This is a genomic window from Paenibacillus sp. PAMC21692 (assembly GCF_014303795.1).
Lineage (GTDB): Bacteria > Bacillota > Bacilli > Paenibacillales > Paenibacillaceae > Pristimantibacillus > Pristimantibacillus agaridevorans.
In genome coordinates, this window is the sequence record NZ_CP060293.1 from 531,820 (window position 1) to 549,200 (window position 17,381).

The following is a 17,381-nucleotide window of genomic DNA, read 5'->3' on the forward strand; positions in this document are numbered from 1 at the left end:
TGCATACGGCATCTCGATGCAACTATATAATCGGAGCGGAATCGCTAATTCGACGGGCTGTCCGGAGCCCTTCATTGCTCCTTAGTTATATTCGAAGATTGCCGTTGCGGTAGTATCCTTGTCGCCGACGATACGCACCCAATGAGCGGAATAACCGTCCGCGAACGCGTGGGCGCGGCTTTCTCCGGCCGGCACGGTCAACTTTGCGTAAGCCGCCCAGTTCCCATCTCCCTGAACGTCCACCTCTACGGTGAAAATGACGTCCTCCGGCCCCGCGTGGCTGAGCTTCAGCGACTTGCGGACGTAGCCCAACATTAAATACGGATCGGACGGTACGCCCGCCTTAACGGCGCTCTCCCTCCAAGGCCCGCCCGTGCCCTTCGGAGCGCCGAATTTGCGCAGCTCGTCGACGCTGCCCAGCCAAAGGCCGATCTCTCCGTTCGCGTCGCAGATCGTATGCTCATCCGGCGATCCGTCCGCCCGCACACCCGATAACACGAGCAGACCTCTCCATGAGCAGAAGTCGTAAATCAGCTTGTTGTGCGTGCAGATCGGCTGGATCTTCCGCAGTCCGCCGGAGCGCTCGTCGGGCAGCTCGTAGAACGAACCGTGGAGGTTCATGAGACTCCGCTCGGTAATAATCTCCCTGATGCCCCGTCGGAATCCCGATGCCGACGGCAGGTCGAAGTCTCCGTGCCCCCTGGGCAGGCGGAAGCGATTGCCTTCCTTGTCCGTCACGATGACCGACGCTTCGTCGACCTTGAACTCCGACTTGGGCGCATAATTCTCGCGAAGCGCGCGTTCCAGCTCCGGCTGATCGAAAGGCCGGACGACCATGTCCTCGCGCAGCTCGTAAAATGAAGTTCCCGTTATGTGACCGGCAGCATCCAGACGGTTCGATGCAATATGGAGCGGAAGGGAAGGATCATTCGTCGCATACAGAATGGCCTCGCTTCTTCCTCCCGGTAAGCCAGCGTCAGCCAGCCCCGCGTTCACTTCCCCGAATCGGGGATTGCCTTCGGCGGGATTATAATGCAATGCTGCCGATACATGATTGGCGCCCCGGTCCGGCGTAACGCGAATCCATTCGCCCTCAAGCTCGGCTGGGAACAAATGATAGGCATAACCTTCCGAGGCTACTTCAAGCTCCGCGTACGCGGTCCAGTCCCCTCTGCCCGTCGCGTCCAGCTCGATGCTGAACGTGACCGGCTCCGCCTCCCGATGGAAAAGATGGAGAATTCTCCGCTCGTATCCCGCGAATTGGAACGGCTCGGAGGATTCGCCTGCCAGCACGGCTTCATCTGCCCACAAGCTGCCCCATCCCGCGGGTTTGCCGAACTCCTTCAGCTTGTCGAAGCTGGTGAATACGAGATTGGACTGGCATTTGCCCGTCATCGGGTTCGCTTGCGTCGAGGCGTCGTTGCAGCCAAGCACCAGATGGCCGTTCCAGTGATCATAGTCGACGATCATCTTGTGATGGACGGAGATCGGCCGAATGCCCGCCGTATTGCCGTGCGAGAACGCAGGCGGGAATTCGAAGAGCATGCCGAACATATCCATCAGCCACTTCTCCATGCCGATATCCCGGATTCTCGGCCATTCGGTAAACCAGCCGTCGTCCGCGCTGTGCGTATAGCTGCCCATCGGAAGCCGATAACGTCGCCATGCGCCTCCGTCGCATACGTTCAGCAGCACGGACTTGGCATCCCAGCCCAGCGCCCAAAGCGGTGATTCATCGTCGGGAGACCCGTACAGACCGCCCGGACCTGTCACCTCCGTATATTTGTTCGCGTCTATGATCGTCCAGCTCGCCCGTTGACCGGCATCTCCTTCCCCGCTCCACTCTGCCAGCACGCCGCCAAGCCCATTATTGGAGACGACAAGCCTGCCCTGTCCGGTATAAGCGCCCTTGCCATGAACGCCCGGCAACAGATACGGGCGCTTTCCTTCCGACACATAGTTGGGATCGCGGTACAGGATGTTGACTTCCAGCGTGTATACATCCACCTCGTAGATGCCGGATTCCATCGTATAGAAATACACTTTGTTCTCGGGATCGGTCAAATGCCGGGCCACTCCGGTCAGACGCCCCTCCATCCGGTCCGGCGTCACAACCCGGACCTCGCCAGCGGCGTCAATGAAATAGGGGCCGATAATCAGCTGATTCGACTCCTTGTGAATCATCCGATTCGCATGCGTGCCGCCAACGCTCAGAGGATGGACGGCGGTCGTCAGATCCTCGCCGATGATGTTCAATTTGTCTTTGCTGCCGTAAGGGGAATGCGTAGGATACGTAATATACCACAGCTTGCCGCACCATGGAACCAAGGCGCCTAGGCCGCATTCCAGCTCTTGCTTCTTCTCGTCTCCATTCGTCCATGCCAGATGCGGGTAGATTCCGCTGAAGTTGTAATACGTCTGTTCATTAACCGTAACGCTGTTCATGGCTTTCATCCTCTCTTGTTCATCGATCGTCAACTTACACGAGTAAGTATAAAGGAGCTCTCCTCCAGACCGCAAACGACGAATCACACGAATTACCACCGCTTTCGGGCAAAAACAGGCGTTAATCGCCTGAATGCTCCTATTTTATCATCATATTACACGAGTAAGTAATTATACTTGTATCTCCTGCGTTCAGTTGATACGATAGAAGACGGCCACACAAGCAGCGGAAGGAGAGGGTTACATGGTCAGCCGCAAAGAGGTGGCGGACAGGGCGGGCGTATCCGTCGCGACCGTCTCCTATGTGTTAAACGATAAGCCCGGCGTCAGCGATGCCGTGCGAGAGAGGGTTCGCTCCGCTATTGAGGAATTGGGGTACAAGCCGAGCTACGCGGCTCGCGCGCTCAAGACAAAAAAGACGAACTGCCTGTCCGTCTTCGTCAACTATCTGGGAGATCCATTCGAAGCCGGATTGCTGAACACGCTGGAGCAAAGGGCGGGGCAACTGGGTTATTACGTTTATTTTCATACGTATCAACAGGGGCAGGAGGAAGACTTTCGCCGTTACTTCTCGGGCAGAATCGACGGCTTGCTGTTAATGGGGCAATCCTTGGGAGAGGGAAAGCTGAGAGCGCTGGAAGCCGAAGGCATTCCCGTCGTCTCGATCATGGAGCCCGTTATCTCCGAAGGCATTGCGGCGTTCGTCGATATTGACTGGGAATCCGGTATGGCTGCCGAGATCTCGCACCTCAAGAGTCGGGGGCACGAGCGGATCGGCTTCATGGCGAACGGCGGCAAGGAACATCCGCATGAGCGGAGAACGCAGGCTTTCTATACCTCCATGGAGAGAGCGGGACTGCCGGTTGCCGAAGATCTTCTGTACGGCGGGGGCAGGCTGGAGCAGGCGCAACAGGCAATGGCGAATCATATCGCGCTCGGAATGCCCGGCGGCCATACCGCATTCATAGCCGCATCCGACCTAATGGCAACCGGCATGCTGGCCGCCTGCCGGGAAGCGGGCGTTCAAGTGCCCGGCACTCTTGCGATCGCAGGCTGCGAGAACATCATGATGACGATGCAGACGACGCCGGCCATTACCGCCCTGCATTACCCGCGTCCCGAGATTGCGGCATTGGCCGTGGAGTTATTGGTAGGCCGTCTGAACGGAGAGCCTATCGCGAGCAGGCGTATGGAAGCCGAGCTGCTTATTCGGGAATCAAGCCGCTAGCAAAGGGATACAAACATGCAATAGGGCTGCCAATCGGCCTGTTTGCGAGGTAGGGCTGCCGCCCCCTCGCCCGCTCCTGCGGCGACGTATCAGATATAGCCCAACTTGTTCCTGGATAACCCTTCCGCGCGCAAAATCTCCTCTTCACTCCATCGCAAGCCCGCCGGTTACCGGCGTGTAGGTACCCGTAAGGAATCGAGCGGCATCTCCCGCGAGGAAAGCAACGACCCCCGCGACGTCTTCCGGCTCGGCGATCCGACCAAGCGGGGTGAAGCTGCCGATCATGCGGCTTTCCTCCTCGGAGACCATCAGGCTATCATCGGATTTGACGAAGCCGGGAGCGACGACGTTCGCCGTTATCCCATAGGGCCCGAATTCCTGCGCAATATATCGGGCAAAGGCATCCAGCCCTCCCTTCGCCGTGCCGAATGCAATATGCCCCGGGACAGGGTCCTTGCCTTCCGTTCTGGACAGATAGACAATCCTGCCGGATTGCTGTGCCATCATCGTGGGGATAACAGCCTTCGTCGGCTCGAACGCCGCCTTTAATTCATCCGTCAACTGTCGTTCGAATGACTCCCAAGAAAGCTCGGCAAAGGCGGCGGCATTAACCTCCCTGTCGGCATTGCATATGAGAACATCAATACGTCCGAACTTACTTTTCACGGTCGACGCCAGTTGTTCCATCTGCTCTTCGCTGCGGGCATCCGCATCAATGGCAATGGCCTCCCCGCCATTTGCCATAATCTCGTCAGCGACGGATTGAGCAGCCTGTTCGTAACCGAAGTCGTGAACGACAACCCTTGCGCCTTGTCTGGCCAACTGAATGCACGTCGCTCTCCCTATACCCCGGGCGCCGCCGGTCACAATCGTTACTTTCCCGCTCACAGACATCCTGTTCAACCCCTTTCTCATCCGCTTACCCTTCATCCGATACGTTATACTGCTCTGCAATATCCAGCGCGGCCTGCCTCACCTTGGCAGCAATAGAAGCAGGCTCAAGCACCATGGCGTCCGTCCTGTAATGAAGCACCATCCCGATCAGCCAGTTCTCATTCGGGTAGGTCGTTCTTACAATAAGCCGTCCATCCGGCAATCGTTCAATATCCTGCTCGTCGAACCGATCCATCACGGACACGGTTGCGGATGCCTGGAACTGAAGCGTAACCGGAATACCCTCGCGCCTCTCCGGCGCCGCCCATCTGTCATTTAATTGCGCAAGCGACTCCGCACGGCGAACGAAGGTGTCTGCTTGTACATGGAGCTCCCGAATCCGCGACAGCTTGAAGATCCGATAGTCGCCGCGCAGTCGGCAATAGCCGTGGAGATACCAGGAGTAAGTTTTCAATACAAGCGCCATCGGCTCCACCACGCGCTCTTGTTCTTCACCCTTTCTGCTCGTGTATTTAAACGTCAGGAGCTTCCGGTCATTAACGGCTTGGCGAAGCGTATCGTACCGGCTCTGGTCCTCCTCGCTATTCTTCCAAGGGGTGAAATCGATCTGGATACGATCTCCTTCTCCCGCTCGGCCTTGCTCGGCCTGCGCTACCATTGCGCCTACTTTGCCGAGAAGGCGATCCATATTGGAGCGATCATAGGCCCTCGTGGACTCCAGACCGCGTAGCGCGGCGGACAAGGCGGTCAGTTCATCGAAGGAGAGCAGCTGCCGATCCAGCCGGAAGCTGTCCATAATCTCGTATCCGCCCTCCATGCCCGTATAGGAGACGATGGGAATGCCGGCTTGACCAAGCGAATCCAGATCTCGATAGATGGTGCGCAGCGACACCTCAAGCTGATCCGCCAGTTCCTGCGCTTGTATTCGCTTCCGATTGAGCAGCAATATCGTAATGGTCATTAATCGTTCCAGCTTCATCGTCATCTCTCCTACGCCGGCACGCTGTTGCTCGCCGATCTATGAATTAGTGGGCGGTTGCGAATTCCTCTCCTTCGGCAGCCGGCTCCATCTTGGCCTTCGTCATTGAGAAGGCGGCAAGCAGCGCCAATACGGCGGGTATGAGGCTCCATGCGAAGACGGTACCTATAGAGCTCGACAGCCCTGCGGTAATGGTATCAAGCAGCCCGGAATCGACGGATTGACGGAATGCCGGATTCAGCAGCGAATGGGGGTCGCTTAAGTTCAAACCGGCCGGTACAGCCACGTCGCCTTTGCCAAGCGATTCGGTGAGCTTCGAGAGCAGGCTATGGCTTTGCACGATGCCGAAGATGGTAATGCCAAGCGCCATGCCGAGCGAGCGATTGAAATTTAAGGTCGAACTTGCGGCTCCTCGCTGCGCCGGAGGGAACGAATCCATTACGGCGGTGCTAAGCACCGAGAAGGAAGCGCCGATCCCAAGACCGATCAGAATCATAATCATCGTAATAGAAAGTCGAGAAGATTCTACCGTAATTTGCGAAAGTAGGGCAAGACCCGTCAGAAGCAGCGCCAGCGTCCCGATCATAATGGTGCGGTATTGCAGCTTCGTCATCAGGAATCCGCCAAGCGTGGCCGTAACCACCGAGCCCACCATCATCGGCAATAAGGTCAACCCCGAATTGGAAGCCGAGCCTCCAAGCACGCCTTGCACGTAGATCGGTATAAAGATCGCCGCCGTCATGTACGCCGCGCCGCTGAGCATCGCGACCAGGTTGCTCGTTGTATATAATCTGCTACGGAACAGGCGGAACGAGATAATCGGCTCTGCGGCCCTCTTCTCCACCACAACCAGCAGCAGAACAAGCACGACGAAACCAGCGAACAAACCGAGAATTTGCGGCGAATCCCATGCATACGTTTTGCCGCCAAGTTCAAGCCCGAGCATGAAGCAGACGATAGCGCCCACTAGGAGAACGGAACCGGCCCAGTCGATTTTTTGCCTGGCATGTTCCGTCGATTCTTTGTAAAACAAAGCGATCGCCAGCAATGCAATACAGCCCAGCGGCAAGTTAATGTAGAAGATCCATGACCAATCGAGATGATCGGTAATGTATCCGCCCAGCAGCGGGCCTACAACGCTTGACAATCCGAACACGGCGCCAAACAATCCCATCATCTTGCCGCGCTCCTTCGGCGGCATGACGTCGAAAAGGATCGTAAAGGCGATGGACACCATCGCTCCGGCCCCGACGCCTTGCACGGCTCTATAGAGGCTTAACTCGACGATGGATTGCGCCATTCCGCATAATGCCGAGCCGATCATGAACACGATGATCCCGAAGATAAAGAAACGTTTGCGCCCATACATATCGGACAGTTTGCCGAAGATCGGCATGCACGCCATCTCGGCCACCATATACGCGGTAGTGACCCACACGAACTTGTCGAGCCCTCCCATCTCTCCGACGATCGTTCCGATCGACGTTGAAACAATCGTGTTGTCCATGGATGCCATCAAAATAGCTAGCAGCAGCCCTCCGACGATTACTCCCAGTTTGTTTGTCATCATATTCCATCCCTTTCTTGTACCTTAAGAATTGATTGGCGAGCAATCATCTATGAACATCTTAAGCTACCCTTGTTGACAACAGTGTGTCAGGGAGGAACCGGTTCGTTGGATTATTTCTCTAAGCGTCTCGCGGTCTCTCCTTCGCAGAACGGTCCGGCAATTCGGATATGCTCCCAGGGCTCACCCGGATTGGCGAGCCGCCATAGCAGCTTGTCCGCCGCCTTATAGCCGGTCTCCCGGATAAGCAGCTCCGGCCGGCTAAGACCAGGTACGGCGGCTACCGGGCCGTTGGCCAGCCCGATGACGGAGAGCTCCTCCGGCACGCGATACCCAAGTTCGTCTAAATTGCGGAACAGCCTCTCGATATCTTCGTCGATACCGGCAATGATGGCGGTAGGCTGCACTTCATCCAGCTTGCCCTGCAAGGCTTCGGCGTCCCAATCGCCGGTTAGCTGCGATTCAAGACCGCAAACCAGTCCATGCTCGCCCATCATCTCCTGAAATGCCTGCCAGCGCCTTGCGAACCCCCGTTGGCTGCCGATGTCGCCCACATACATAATACGCGCGTGACCCAGCCGGACCAGCTTGTCGACAGCCATGCAGACGGCTTCGTAGACGTCCCAGATGACGCTGTCGAGCTCCGACAAAGGCCTGGGATAGTTGATGAGCACCTTCGGCAGCGACAGGCCAAGCAGCTTGCGCTCCGTCGTGTCCGACAGCAGCCTGGGAGCAATGAACAAGCCGTCTGCCGTAGGCAGGCTTATACGCTCCAGCCATTGTTCGAATGCGTTGTCGGACAAATCTTCATCCAGCGTATGACACTCCAGGCGGTGGTCCAGCAGCTCAAGCCGCTGACGCAGTCCTTCGGCCAGCAACGTGTTGTAATTCGTCGATTGACGAGACTGGATAAGCGCGAAGCGCAGCTGGAAGGTCGGGTACGGAGCGATGCCCCGGCTGGCGAGTTCCCTCGCCTGGGCTACGGTCAGGTAGCCGCGCCTATACGCCGTGCGGGCTATCCGGGCCCGCGTCTCCTCGGACATACCGGGTTTGCCTCCCAGCGCCTTCGATATCGTCTGTATGGATAGGCCGAGCTCGGCCGAAAGATCATGTAGCGTAACCGTCTTACGCGTTCCCATAGCGAGTTCCCCCTTACTTTCGGCTGCCGCAGCCGACTACCAGCGAGTATACGAAACATACTTCGGCCTGCTTAACCCGGCAGCTCTGTTTCCACTATTTTAAACTAAAGTTAAACTACTTTTGAAGCCATATCCTCCCTATACTGAAGGTACTTTCGAGGGAGGGATAAGGGATGAACAGAATAGATGCGGATGTGGTGATATGTGGTGGCGGTCCGGCAGGTATTAACGCGGCGCTCGCAGCTGGAAGGACAGGCGCAAAGACGGTGCTGATCGAGCGTTACGGCTTTCTCGGCGGCATGTCGACGGCGGCGCTCGTCTATCCATGGATGACGTTTCATACGACGGGGGGCAAGCAAGTCATCGCGGGCATTGCGCAGGAGATTATCGACCGGCTGATGGCGGAGCATGCATCGCCCGGCCATGTGCGCGATACGGTCGGCTTCGTGCGGACGATTACGCCGTACGATCCCGAAGTATACAAGGTGCTGATCGTCGACATGTTGCGAGAGGCAGGCGTTAAGGTGCTGCTGCACAGCCTCATGGACGAGGCCGTCGTCGAAGGCGACCGAATCGTCGCGGTTAGACTGGCCACCAAATCCGGCAAATACGAGGTGACTGCGAAGCAGTTCGTCGATGCGACGGGCGACGCGGATCTCGCCTATTTGTCAGGCGTGCCGTGCCTGCAGGGCCGCGACGGGGACAGCTTGACCCAGCCGATGACGATGAAATTCCGCATGCGCGGCGTCGATCTCGCCAAGGTGAAGCGGTACATGATCGATCACCCGGATGAATTTTACAAAAAAACGCCGTTCGACGAGCTGGAGCAATTGCCGTTATCCGGCGTGCTGGGCTACTTCAAGCATTGGCAGGAAGCCGAGCTGCCCATTAACCGCGACCAGGTCCTCTTCTTCACCGGTCCGGGGCCGGATGAGGTACTTGTCAACACAACTCGCGTGCAGGGGCTGGACTCGACGAAGCTGGAGGATCTGACGGAAGGCGAGATTCAGGGGCGGAAGCAGGTTCGCATGGTGGCCGACTTCATGACCCGCAATCTGCCAGGCTTCGAGAACGCGTCCATCTCGTCGGTCGGGGCGCAGATCGGCGTTCGCGAAAGCCGCAGAATCGACGGCCAATACACGCTGCAAGTCGATGATGTCGTGAGCGGCCGAACGTTCGACGATTGTATTGCGCGCAGCGGGTATCCGATCGACATTCACGATCCGTCCGGCAAAGGCGTGCAGGCCGCATGGGTGCAGGGCGACGGCGCCTATGACATCCCGTACCGCTGCCTCATTCCGAAGGGAATCGTCAATCTGCTCACGGCGGGACGCTGCATCTCGACGTCCCATGAGGCGCTGGCGACAACGCGGCTTACGCCAAGCTGCATGGCGACGGGCCAAGCCGCGGGCACGGCCGCCGGCATAGCTTCGGCGCAAGGCATTTCGCCGGCCGAGATCAGCGTCGCGCAGCTTCAAGAGCGCTTGATCCGGGACGGGGCGCTGCTCAGCAGCGGACAATCGTCGGTTTACAGCGTGATTTGAGCATAACTACGTAGAAACGCCGCCTCGACCGAGGCGGCGTTTCTTTTCTCTCTATCTTATTCGGCTTGCGGCGTTGGAGCAGGATGTGCTTTCACATATTCCAGTACGTTAAAAATTTGCTCCGCAGCTTCGGCACGGGAAATCTCGCCTTTGGGATCGAAGTTCCCTTGGTCATCCAGCTTAGCGACCTTATAAGCAATCGCTCGTTGAACGGACCCTTCGTAATCGATGGTCAGTTCGGCGCTGTCGGCAATCTGAACAGGCGCAAGCTTAATCTTTGGAAGATCGAAGTGAGCTTCGATCGTGCTGATCAGTTGATGAGTGAACTCTTCCCGGGTCCATTTCTGGTCAGGATCCAGATCGGCCGGCAGTTGAACGCCATTCACGCTTGCCGTAATTAGCGCATTCGCATACCACGCTTCATTGTTCGCGTGCTCATAATAGTCCGTCGCTTTCGGTTCGACCTGGAATCGGACGAGAGCCAGATTCAAATCCGCGGCGTTCACAATCAATTGAATGCCTTGTGCCGCTGTGATCGTGTCATTCGGGGCAAACAATCCGCTCGACACGCCCTGGACGATGCCTTCGCTTTGCAAGAATTCGATTTTATCTTTAATGGCAATATTCGATATATCCGAGAAAGTGGATGAAGCCGCAAAGCTTTGACCTGCGAACGTTAATGATAGTGCCGCAACCGTAGAAAGAGTAATCATCTTGAATGTTGTTTTCAATGTTCTCACCTCGTAAAGTTTTGGAATTCCGCGATAAAGTATTCGCTCGTTGATTAGACTTCCGGCAATCTTGATTGCCTGTCATTGTCCTCACACGATAAATACAATCGAGAAGCCTGTTATTTTTCACGATTCCCAAATTTTTTTCCGTACTGTGCATACACGTTCGATACAATCGGCTTCGCTTGACAGAACCGGGGTTTATCATCTATGATCATCAACAACACTTGACAGCAACAACTGCTTCGATCAAGGAGCATGTTCCCGCAAGCGGCGGCTCAGAGAGGGACCGGCAAGGCTGAGAGGTCTCCCCCGAACGGAACATTCCCGCCTTGCCAGCAGCATCGGCGAACTGAAGTAACCGTTGCCGGCCCCGGCCGTTATCCGGATGAAGGATTGCTGCCGCGCGCGGCGATCGAACCAAGGGTGGTACCACGACACATTCGTCCCTGAACGAATGTGTCTTTTTGTTTTACGCACTAATAGAAGGAGGCAACGTACATGCGTCAATCCCAATTATTCGCGACTACCTTGCGAGAAGCGCCCGCGGAAGCGGAAGTCGCCAGCCATCGCCTGCTGCTCCGGGCCGGATACATTCGCCAGCTGGCTGCCGGCATCTATACGTATATGCCGCTCGGCCGGCGTGTTCTTCGCAAAGTCGAATCCATCGTGCGGGAAGAGCTGGAACGCGCGGGCGCGCAGGAACTGCTCATGCCGGCACTGCAGCCCGCCGAGTTATGGAAGGAGTCCGGGCGTTACGACGCTTACGGCCCCGAGCTGATCCGCCTCTCCGACAGGCATGGACGCGAGTTTGCGTTAGGCCCGACGCATGAGGAAGTCATCACCTCGCTGGTGAAGAACGAGATCGGCTCCTATCGCCGACTGCCCGTTACGCTGTACCAGGTGCAGACGAAGTTCCGCGACGAACGGCGTCCGCGATCCGGCTTGCTTCGGGGGAGAGAGTTCCTGATGAAGGACGCGTATTCTTTTGACGCCACGTTGGAGGGTCTGGATCGCTCCTATCGCAAAATGTACGACGCCTACCACCGTATCTTCGAACGCTGCGGATTGAAGTTTCGTGCGGTCGAAGCGGATGCGGGAGCGATCGGCGGGGAGGGCGGCACGCATGAATTTATGGCGCTGGCCGACATTGGCGAAGATATCGTCGTCGTATGTCCTCAATGCGATTATGCCGCGAATCTGGAGAAAGCAGCCTCGAAGGCGGAGCTCGCCGAGCATTGCGGCAAAGCTCTTCCTGCTCTCGAGACAATCCATACGCCGGACGTGCGCACGATCGAACAACTGACCCGGCACCTTGCGATTCAAGCCGGCGATGTCATCAAGACGATTATTTACTCGGCCGACGGGAATCCGGTCGCCGTACTTGTACGAGGGGACCACGAGGTCAACGAGTTGAAAGTCAAAAATCTCTTGGGCGCTAACGAAATCGTGCTGGCAGACTCGGAAACGGTCATGAAGGCGACTGGAGCGGAGATCGGGTTCGCCGGGCCAATCGGCTTGTCTATCCCCCTCCTCGTCGACGAAGCCGTTGCCGCCATGGAACTTGGCATCGCCGGTGGCAACGAAACCGACTATCATGTCGGCAACGTCGTCCCGGGCAGAGACTTCTCCGTCGAACGTTCGGGCGATTTCCGATCCGTTAAGGAAGGGGAGCTCTGCTCCCGCTGCGAAGAGGGCCGCCTTCAATTCGTGAAGGGAATCGAGGTTGGCCATGTGTTTAAGCTCGGGACCAAGTATAGCGAGGCGCTGGGAGCCGGCTATCTGGACGCGAACGGAAGAGAGCAATCCATCATTATGGGCTGCTACGGCATCGGGGTGTCCCGTGTCGTCGCGGCGATCGTGGAGCAGCATCACGACGAGCGCGGCATGGTCTGGCCGGCTTCCGTCGCTCCGTACCTTGTCCATCTCGTACCTGTCTCCGTCAAGGATGAAACACAGCTGCAGGTCGCCGAAGATTTATATGGAACGTTGCAGCGCATGGGCATCGAGGTGCTGATGGACGATAGAGACGAACGTGCCGGCGTGAAGTTTAAGGATGCCGATCTGATCGGTCTGCCGATTCGCATCGTCGTCGGCAAGGACGCCGCGGATGGCAACGTCGAATATGCAGAGCGACATTCCGGCGAGAAGCGGCTTGTAACGGTCGCGGAAGCGCTGGATCGCATAAGCGGCGCCAACGCGGCTTCGTTTCACTAACACGGTATGCAGACAAGGAGCTGTCGACAGGAACGGTTGACGCTGGCTTTCTGAAACCGACTTGTGTCGCGAACGGTTATATCCATTTGTTCTTCTATCTCCGTTCCGATATTGGGGTATAATGGAAGAGGGATTGCAATCCAAACAAAGGCGGTGCCGTAATCATGAAATTTAGCGAGTACACATACGAGAGACCGGACGTGAAGGCGTTCGAGGGAAGGTTCAAAGAGCTGCTGGCCGCGTTCGAGGCAGCGGACGGCTACGAGAAGCAAGATGCGGCGATGGCGGATATGAACAAGCTGCGCAGCGAGTTCGATACGATGCAGACGATCGCGAGCATTCGCCATTCCATCGATACGAACGACGAGTTCTACAAGGCCGAACAGGATTTCTTCGACGAAAACGGACCTGTCGTCCAGGAGTTCGTGACGGACTACTACCGGGCGCTTGTCGGCGCCAAGTACCGCGCGGAGCTGGAGGCCAAGTGGGGAAGTCAGCTGTTCCGTCTCGCGGAGCTGTCGCTCAAAACGTTTAGCCCCGAGGTCATCGAGGATCTCCAGCAGGAGAACAAGCTGTCGACGGAATACTCCAAGCTGATCGCCTCCGCGAAGATCCCGTTCGAAGGCGAAGAGCGCACGCTGGCGCAGCTCGGTCCGTTCCAGCAATCCACGGACCGCGATATGCGCAGACGCGCCGCGGAAGCCTCCTCCGGCTTCATGGCGGAGAACGAGACGACGCTCGACCGCATCTACGACGATCTCGTCAAAGTGCGGACTCGCATCGCGAAGAAGCTTGGCTTCGACAACTTCGTGGAGCTCGGCTACGCGCGCATGAGCCGCACGGATTACGACGCGGCTATGGTTGCGAACTTCCGGGGCCAGGTGCTGGACCATATCGTTCCTGTAGCAACGAAGCTGAAGGAACGTCAGAAGAACCGTATCGCGATCGACCAACTGCTCTACTACGACGAGAATCTGGCTTTCCTGTCCGGCAACGCAACTCCGAAGGGCGATCCGGACTGGATCGTAGCGGGCGGCGCCAAAATGTACGAGGAGCTGTCTCCGGAGACTGACGCGTTCTTCCGCTTCATGCAGGACAACGAGCTGATGGATCTCGTCGCAAAAAAAGGCAAGCAAGGCGGCGGCTATTGCACCTATATCAGCGAGCATAAAGCGCCTTATATTTTCTCCAACTTCAACGGCACTTCCGGCGATATCGACGTGTTGACGCACGAGGCCGGCCATGCGTTCCAGGTGTATGAGAGTCGCGGATACGCCGTTCCGGAGTACGCCTTCCCGACCTATGAAGCATGCGAGATTCATTCCATGAGCATGGAGTTTCTGACATGGCCCTGGATGGAGCTGTTCTTTAAGGAGGATGCCGACAAATACCGCTTCCATCATCTCGCCAGCTCGCTGATCTTTATCCCGTACGGCGTGACGGTCGACGAATTCCAGCATTACGTCTACGAGAATCCGGACGCGACGCCGGCGGAGCGGAAACAAGCGTGGCGCGAGATCGAAAAAAAATATTTGCCTCATCGCGATTACGGCGACAACGCCTATCTGGAGGCAGGCGGCTTCTGGCATAAGCAGGCTCACATTTTTAACTCGCCGTTCTATTACATCGACTACACGTTGGCCCAGCTCTGCGCGTTCCAATTCTGGAAAAAGTCGCGCGAGGACGGCACGGCCGCATGGAACGACTACCTCAGTCTGTGCCGTCTTGGCGGCAGCCTCTCCTTCACGGAGCTGGCGAAGTCGGCAGGACTCGACTCGCCGTTCGAAGACGGCTGCGTATCGTCCGTCATCGGCTCTATCGAGGCGTGGCTGGACAGCGTGGACGACAAGGCTCTGTAGAGGACACCACCCACCCTATTCGCGCTATTCGAGTAACGTTTCCCTATTTTGAGACTGAATACGGATTCTGGTGTCCGTTACATTTCCATAATGGGGTAAAGCGTCGAATTAAGGTCGCTGTTGTCCGTTAGATGTGAACAAAAACCAGCAGCATCCACGAACGAATGGGTTCTGGACTGCCGCTGGTTTTTTTCGTAATCGCTAATGGCGCCGGACTGGTAGGCTAGCTTTGATAGCCTTTGCTGCCATTATAATTGCGGCAACAATTTCTCCAGCTTTTCGATAAAAGAGTCCCAATGACCCGAATTTGAAAATCCGATTCCCCATTCCACATCCCGCAAGGCCCTTCTTAGTTGAAGAAGTTTATCTATTTCCTCCGCGCTTAGTTCGTTGATTGGCTCCACCATATTATCATGAGGGTAGTTACTAAGCTGATCATATAGCGCGTCTAATAATACGCTTTCCGCTTTGGTTATAAAACCTGCTCCCGAATTCAAATCTCTAATGACCATAATATCTTGCACAACATCGCCAAGCTTCTCTCTTACATGCGACGGTTGCTTCCATTCCGACTCAATCTGATAGGCAATGGCGCCTTCCAGTTGATCGAGATCCCACTGAATTTGGGACAGGGTCAACTCATGCTTGACCGATGTTACCCGTTCTTTCAATTTGTAATTCTGATTGACAGCCAGTATGAGTGAGACCACCAATACGGCAAGGAGTATCGGCACTATCATTTTAGTCGTTTTTTGCATAGGAATACTCCCACCTTTAGACATAATTGTATCGTTGGACGTATTCTCCGAGGATTACTCTCCGGATACTATCTCAATTCTTCGATATCTATGTAATTGCCTTGGTTGTATCGACTTACCCGTTCTATCCATCAGCAATACGAGGAGGAGGCAGAAAATGAAAAATCGTCTGCCGTACCGATTACGTCCTGCACTATTATCTTTGGGGTCCTTTGCTCGCGTTTGGAGCTTTCTACTCGGGAACGAAGCTGGTAAGACTCGGCAGAAACAAGCAGCTCTCTCCATGAAGAGACTTAAGCTCGCCTCCGAACCTGCAAACAGCGTGCCAGATAATCGAGATGTTTGTCCAGCGTAATGGGATTATAATTTGCCCAGTCGTCGCTCACGACGTAGCTCTTTCCTTCCTGGACGGCAGGCAGCCCCTGCCAAGCCGGATGCTGCAGCATCCGGCGGCCCGCTTCTGCCATCCTTTCCGAACGGGCCATGGCAAAAAAGACGCGATCCCCAGCATAATACGGCAGTTCGACAGGCTCAATGCGCTTCCACTTCGTATTGGGATCGCGATCCATTAACGATCGGACGCCGGCCGTCGGTTCGAAGCCGATGCCCTGATATAAGGAATGGCCAAAGTGGTGGCCTGCATAGACGAACAGCCCGTCGTCGTGATAGATGAACGCCGCCGCGGTCTCCCCCTCTCGAACGCAATGCTCCAGTCTGTCCCTCGTTCGAATGGCCTTTTTTTCGTAACGTTCAATCCAGCGTTCCGCTTCTTCCTCCCTCTTAAGCAAATGTCCCATGGCGCGCAGACGCGTGTAGACGTCGCTCTCCCAATCGACCTTCACGGCATCGGCGATCCCAGACAGTTGGTCGGCAGTGGGCTGATCCAGGTAACTCGGGAACAGGATTAAGTTCGGCGACAGCCCCGACAGCTGATGCAGATTAATCTGCGGCAGGTCCTCCACGCCCCGAATAGATCGCGGCGCTTCAGGTATCGTACGCAACAACGCGTTGTTGGAGCCGACCGGCAGCACGCCCAATGCCAGCAGCTCCCCAAGATACTGAATGGAGAATATGCGCTGGTCCGCTCCGCAGCCGCCATGCGCATAACGGGATGGAGGCATTCCGAACTCCTGCTTGAACTTGCGGCTGAAATAATATTCGTCGCGATAGCCTACCAATGCGGCTACCTCACCAACCCTTCGTTCCTGACGGGACAACAGTTCCTTGGCCTTATTCATGCGCAAAACCGTCAGATAGTCGAGAGGCGAGCGGCCCGTCATCGCCTTGAAATGACGCTCGAACCGCCAACGGCTGATTCCTTCGCGCTCGGCAAGCCCGCCGATCTCGATATCCTCTCCGTAATGTTTCTCCAGGTAAGCGATGGTCCGCTCGATCGCCAAACGCGGATCCTTAACCGCCTTGGCGGCATTTCTAGCAGACAATACGTCATAAATCAGCTCCTGAAATCGAACATGACGATGGAGTGACAGAAGCGCATCTTCCGCGCTGCTCTCTCTACTATCGCCAATGGCGCCGGGCAAAGGTGAACGCAAGCTCGCGTTGCTCTGCTTCCGCTGTAACCCCAGCAGCTCCGCCAGTCTGATCTCAAGCCGATGCACGGGCCCGCACGGAAACGGCCGACAGCCGGCTGCAAGCAGCTGCAAACCTTGGCCGCCGCTTGGAATAAGGAACTTCAGCAGGTATACTTTAAGCTCCGTTTCGCTAACCACTTTGAGCTCCGTCTCGGCGCCTGGCGAGAGCAACAGACAATGCCCCCGATCTAGAAGATGCCTCCCGCCGTCTGTAAGGGAGATAATGAGGCCGGCTCCGTCCATGGCGGCCAGCAGCGTATATTCGTTTGCCTCGCCCAGCGACCACGCCCGGTCGCCGAAGTAGCTCTGCTTCGCGATTCCCGTCAAATAAACTTGCGGAGGTAAATCTGCGGGTATTGCTCCATTCATATCAGGCATTTCAGGCATTACAACTCCACCCCAAGTGATAACGATTATCAATTAATGCG

General features: G+C 56.3%; 12 protein-coding genes. 4 read left to right on the top strand and 8 right to left on the bottom strand.

Annotation, left to right across the window (positions count from 1 at the left end; all coding sequences use genetic code 11):
• Positions 1-81: 81 nt before the first annotated feature.
• The gene (locus H7F31_RS02145) at positions 82-2,445 is read right to left on the bottom strand and encodes a hypothetical protein (protein WP_187102806.1); all 2,364 of its coding nucleotides are present in this window, start codon (positions 2,443-2,445) and stop codon (positions 82-84) included.
• A 244-nt stretch (positions 2,446-2,689) separates the two neighbouring features.
• On the opposite strand from H7F31_RS02145, the gene H7F31_RS02150 reads away from it, so the two are divergent.
• Positions 2,690-3,673, top strand: a complete 984-nt coding sequence (locus H7F31_RS02150) for a LacI family DNA-binding transcriptional regulator (RefSeq protein WP_187102807.1) — start codon at positions 2,690-2,692, stop codon at positions 3,671-3,673.
• Positions 3,674-3,817: 144 nt separating this feature from the next.
• Here H7F31_RS02150 and H7F31_RS02155 read toward each other — a convergent pair whose 3' ends face one another.
• The 4 genes from H7F31_RS02155 to H7F31_RS02170 form a co-directional block, all read right to left on the bottom strand.
• Positions 3,818-4,567, bottom strand: a complete 750-nt coding sequence (locus tag H7F31_RS02155) for an SDR family NAD(P)-dependent oxidoreductase (RefSeq protein ID WP_187102808.1) — start codon at positions 4,565-4,567, stop codon at positions 3,818-3,820.
• Between the two features lie 25 nt (positions 4,568-4,592).
• On the bottom strand, positions 4,593-5,546 hold the full coding sequence (locus H7F31_RS02160; RefSeq protein WP_187102809.1) for a helix-turn-helix transcriptional regulator: 954 nt from the start codon (positions 5,544-5,546) through the stop codon (positions 4,593-4,595).
• A gap of 46 nt (positions 5,547-5,592) precedes the next feature.
• Positions 5,593-7,113: an MDR family MFS transporter gene (locus H7F31_RS02165; protein ID WP_187102810.1), complete on the bottom strand. Its 1,521-nt coding sequence runs from the start codon at positions 7,111-7,113 to the stop codon at positions 5,593-5,595.
• Positions 7,114-7,226: 113 nt separating this feature from the next.
• On the bottom strand, positions 7,227-8,252 hold the full coding sequence (locus H7F31_RS02170) for a LacI family DNA-binding transcriptional regulator (protein ID WP_187102811.1): 1,026 nt from the start codon (positions 8,250-8,252) through the stop codon (positions 7,227-7,229).
• Between the two features lie 173 nt (positions 8,253-8,425).
• On the opposite strand from H7F31_RS02170, the gene H7F31_RS02175 reads away from it, so the two are divergent.
• A complete protein-coding gene (locus H7F31_RS02175) occupies positions 8,426-9,796 on the top strand; it encodes an FAD-dependent oxidoreductase (RefSeq protein ID WP_187102812.1) in 1,371 nt (456 codons plus the stop codon).
• A 56-nt stretch (positions 9,797-9,852) separates the two neighbouring features.
• Here H7F31_RS02175 and H7F31_RS02180 read toward each other — a convergent pair whose 3' ends face one another.
• The gene (locus H7F31_RS02180) at positions 9,853-10,527 is read right to left on the bottom strand and encodes an S-layer homology domain-containing protein (protein ID WP_261800277.1); all 675 of its coding nucleotides are present in this window, start codon (positions 10,525-10,527) and stop codon (positions 9,853-9,855) included.
• A gap of 501 nt (positions 10,528-11,028) precedes the next feature.
• Here H7F31_RS02180 and H7F31_RS02185 point away from each other — a divergent pair.
• Entirely contained in the window at positions 11,029-12,744 is a 1,716-nt protein-coding gene (locus H7F31_RS02185) for a proline--tRNA ligase (RefSeq protein ID WP_187102813.1), read from the top strand.
• A 164-nt stretch (positions 12,745-12,908) separates the two neighbouring features.
• Positions 12,909-14,603 (top strand): M3 family oligoendopeptidase, encoded by a 1,695-nt coding sequence (locus H7F31_RS02190; protein WP_187102814.1) that lies wholly within the window; start codon positions 12,909-12,911, stop codon positions 14,601-14,603.
• Positions 14,604-14,851: 248 nt separating this feature from the next.
• On the opposite strand, the gene H7F31_RS02195 is transcribed toward H7F31_RS02190, so the two are convergent.
• Positions 14,852-15,361 (bottom strand): hypothetical protein, encoded by a 510-nt coding sequence (locus tag H7F31_RS02195; RefSeq protein ID WP_187102815.1) that lies wholly within the window; start codon positions 15,359-15,361, stop codon positions 14,852-14,854.
• Between the two features lie 293 nt (positions 15,362-15,654).
• Complete coding sequence (locus H7F31_RS02200) at positions 15,655-17,340, bottom strand: AraC family transcriptional regulator (protein WP_187102816.1); 1,686 nt, start codon at positions 17,338-17,340, stop codon at positions 15,655-15,657.
• Positions 17,341-17,381: the final 41 nt, after the last annotated feature.

Coding starts and splice junctions, on each gene's coding strand:
- H7F31_RS02200 (WP_187102816.1), bottom strand. CDS start 17,340: ATGCCTGAAATGCCTGATATGAATGGAGCAATACCCGCAGATTTACCT.
- H7F31_RS02170 (WP_187102811.1), bottom strand. CDS start 8,252: ATGGGAACGCGTAAGACGGTTACGCTACATGATCTTTCGGCCGAGCTC.
- H7F31_RS02185 (WP_187102813.1), top strand. CDS start 11,029: ATGCGTCAATCCCAATTATTCGCGACTACCTTGCGAGAAGCGCCCGCG.
- H7F31_RS02175 (WP_187102812.1), top strand. CDS start 8,426: ATGAACAGAATAGATGCGGATGTGGTGATATGTGGTGGCGGTCCGGCA.
- H7F31_RS02160 (WP_187102809.1), bottom strand. CDS start 5,546: ATGAAGCTGGAACGATTAATGACCATTACGATATTGCTGCTCAATCGG.
- H7F31_RS02150 (WP_187102807.1), top strand. CDS start 2,690: ATGGTCAGCCGCAAAGAGGTGGCGGACAGGGCGGGCGTATCCGTCGCG.
- H7F31_RS02195 (WP_187102815.1), bottom strand. CDS start 15,361: ATGCAAAAAACGACTAAAATGATAGTGCCGATACTCCTTGCCGTATTG.
- H7F31_RS02190 (WP_187102814.1), top strand. CDS start 12,909: ATGAAATTTAGCGAGTACACATACGAGAGACCGGACGTGAAGGCGTTC.
- H7F31_RS02145 (WP_187102806.1), bottom strand. CDS start 2,445: ATGAACAGCGTTACGGTTAATGAACAGACGTATTACAACTTCAGCGGA.
- H7F31_RS02155 (WP_187102808.1), bottom strand. CDS start 4,567: ATGTCTGTGAGCGGGAAAGTAACGATTGTGACCGGCGGCGCCCGGGGT.
- H7F31_RS02165 (WP_187102810.1), bottom strand. CDS start 7,113: ATGACAAACAAACTGGGAGTAATCGTCGGAGGGCTGCTGCTAGCTATT.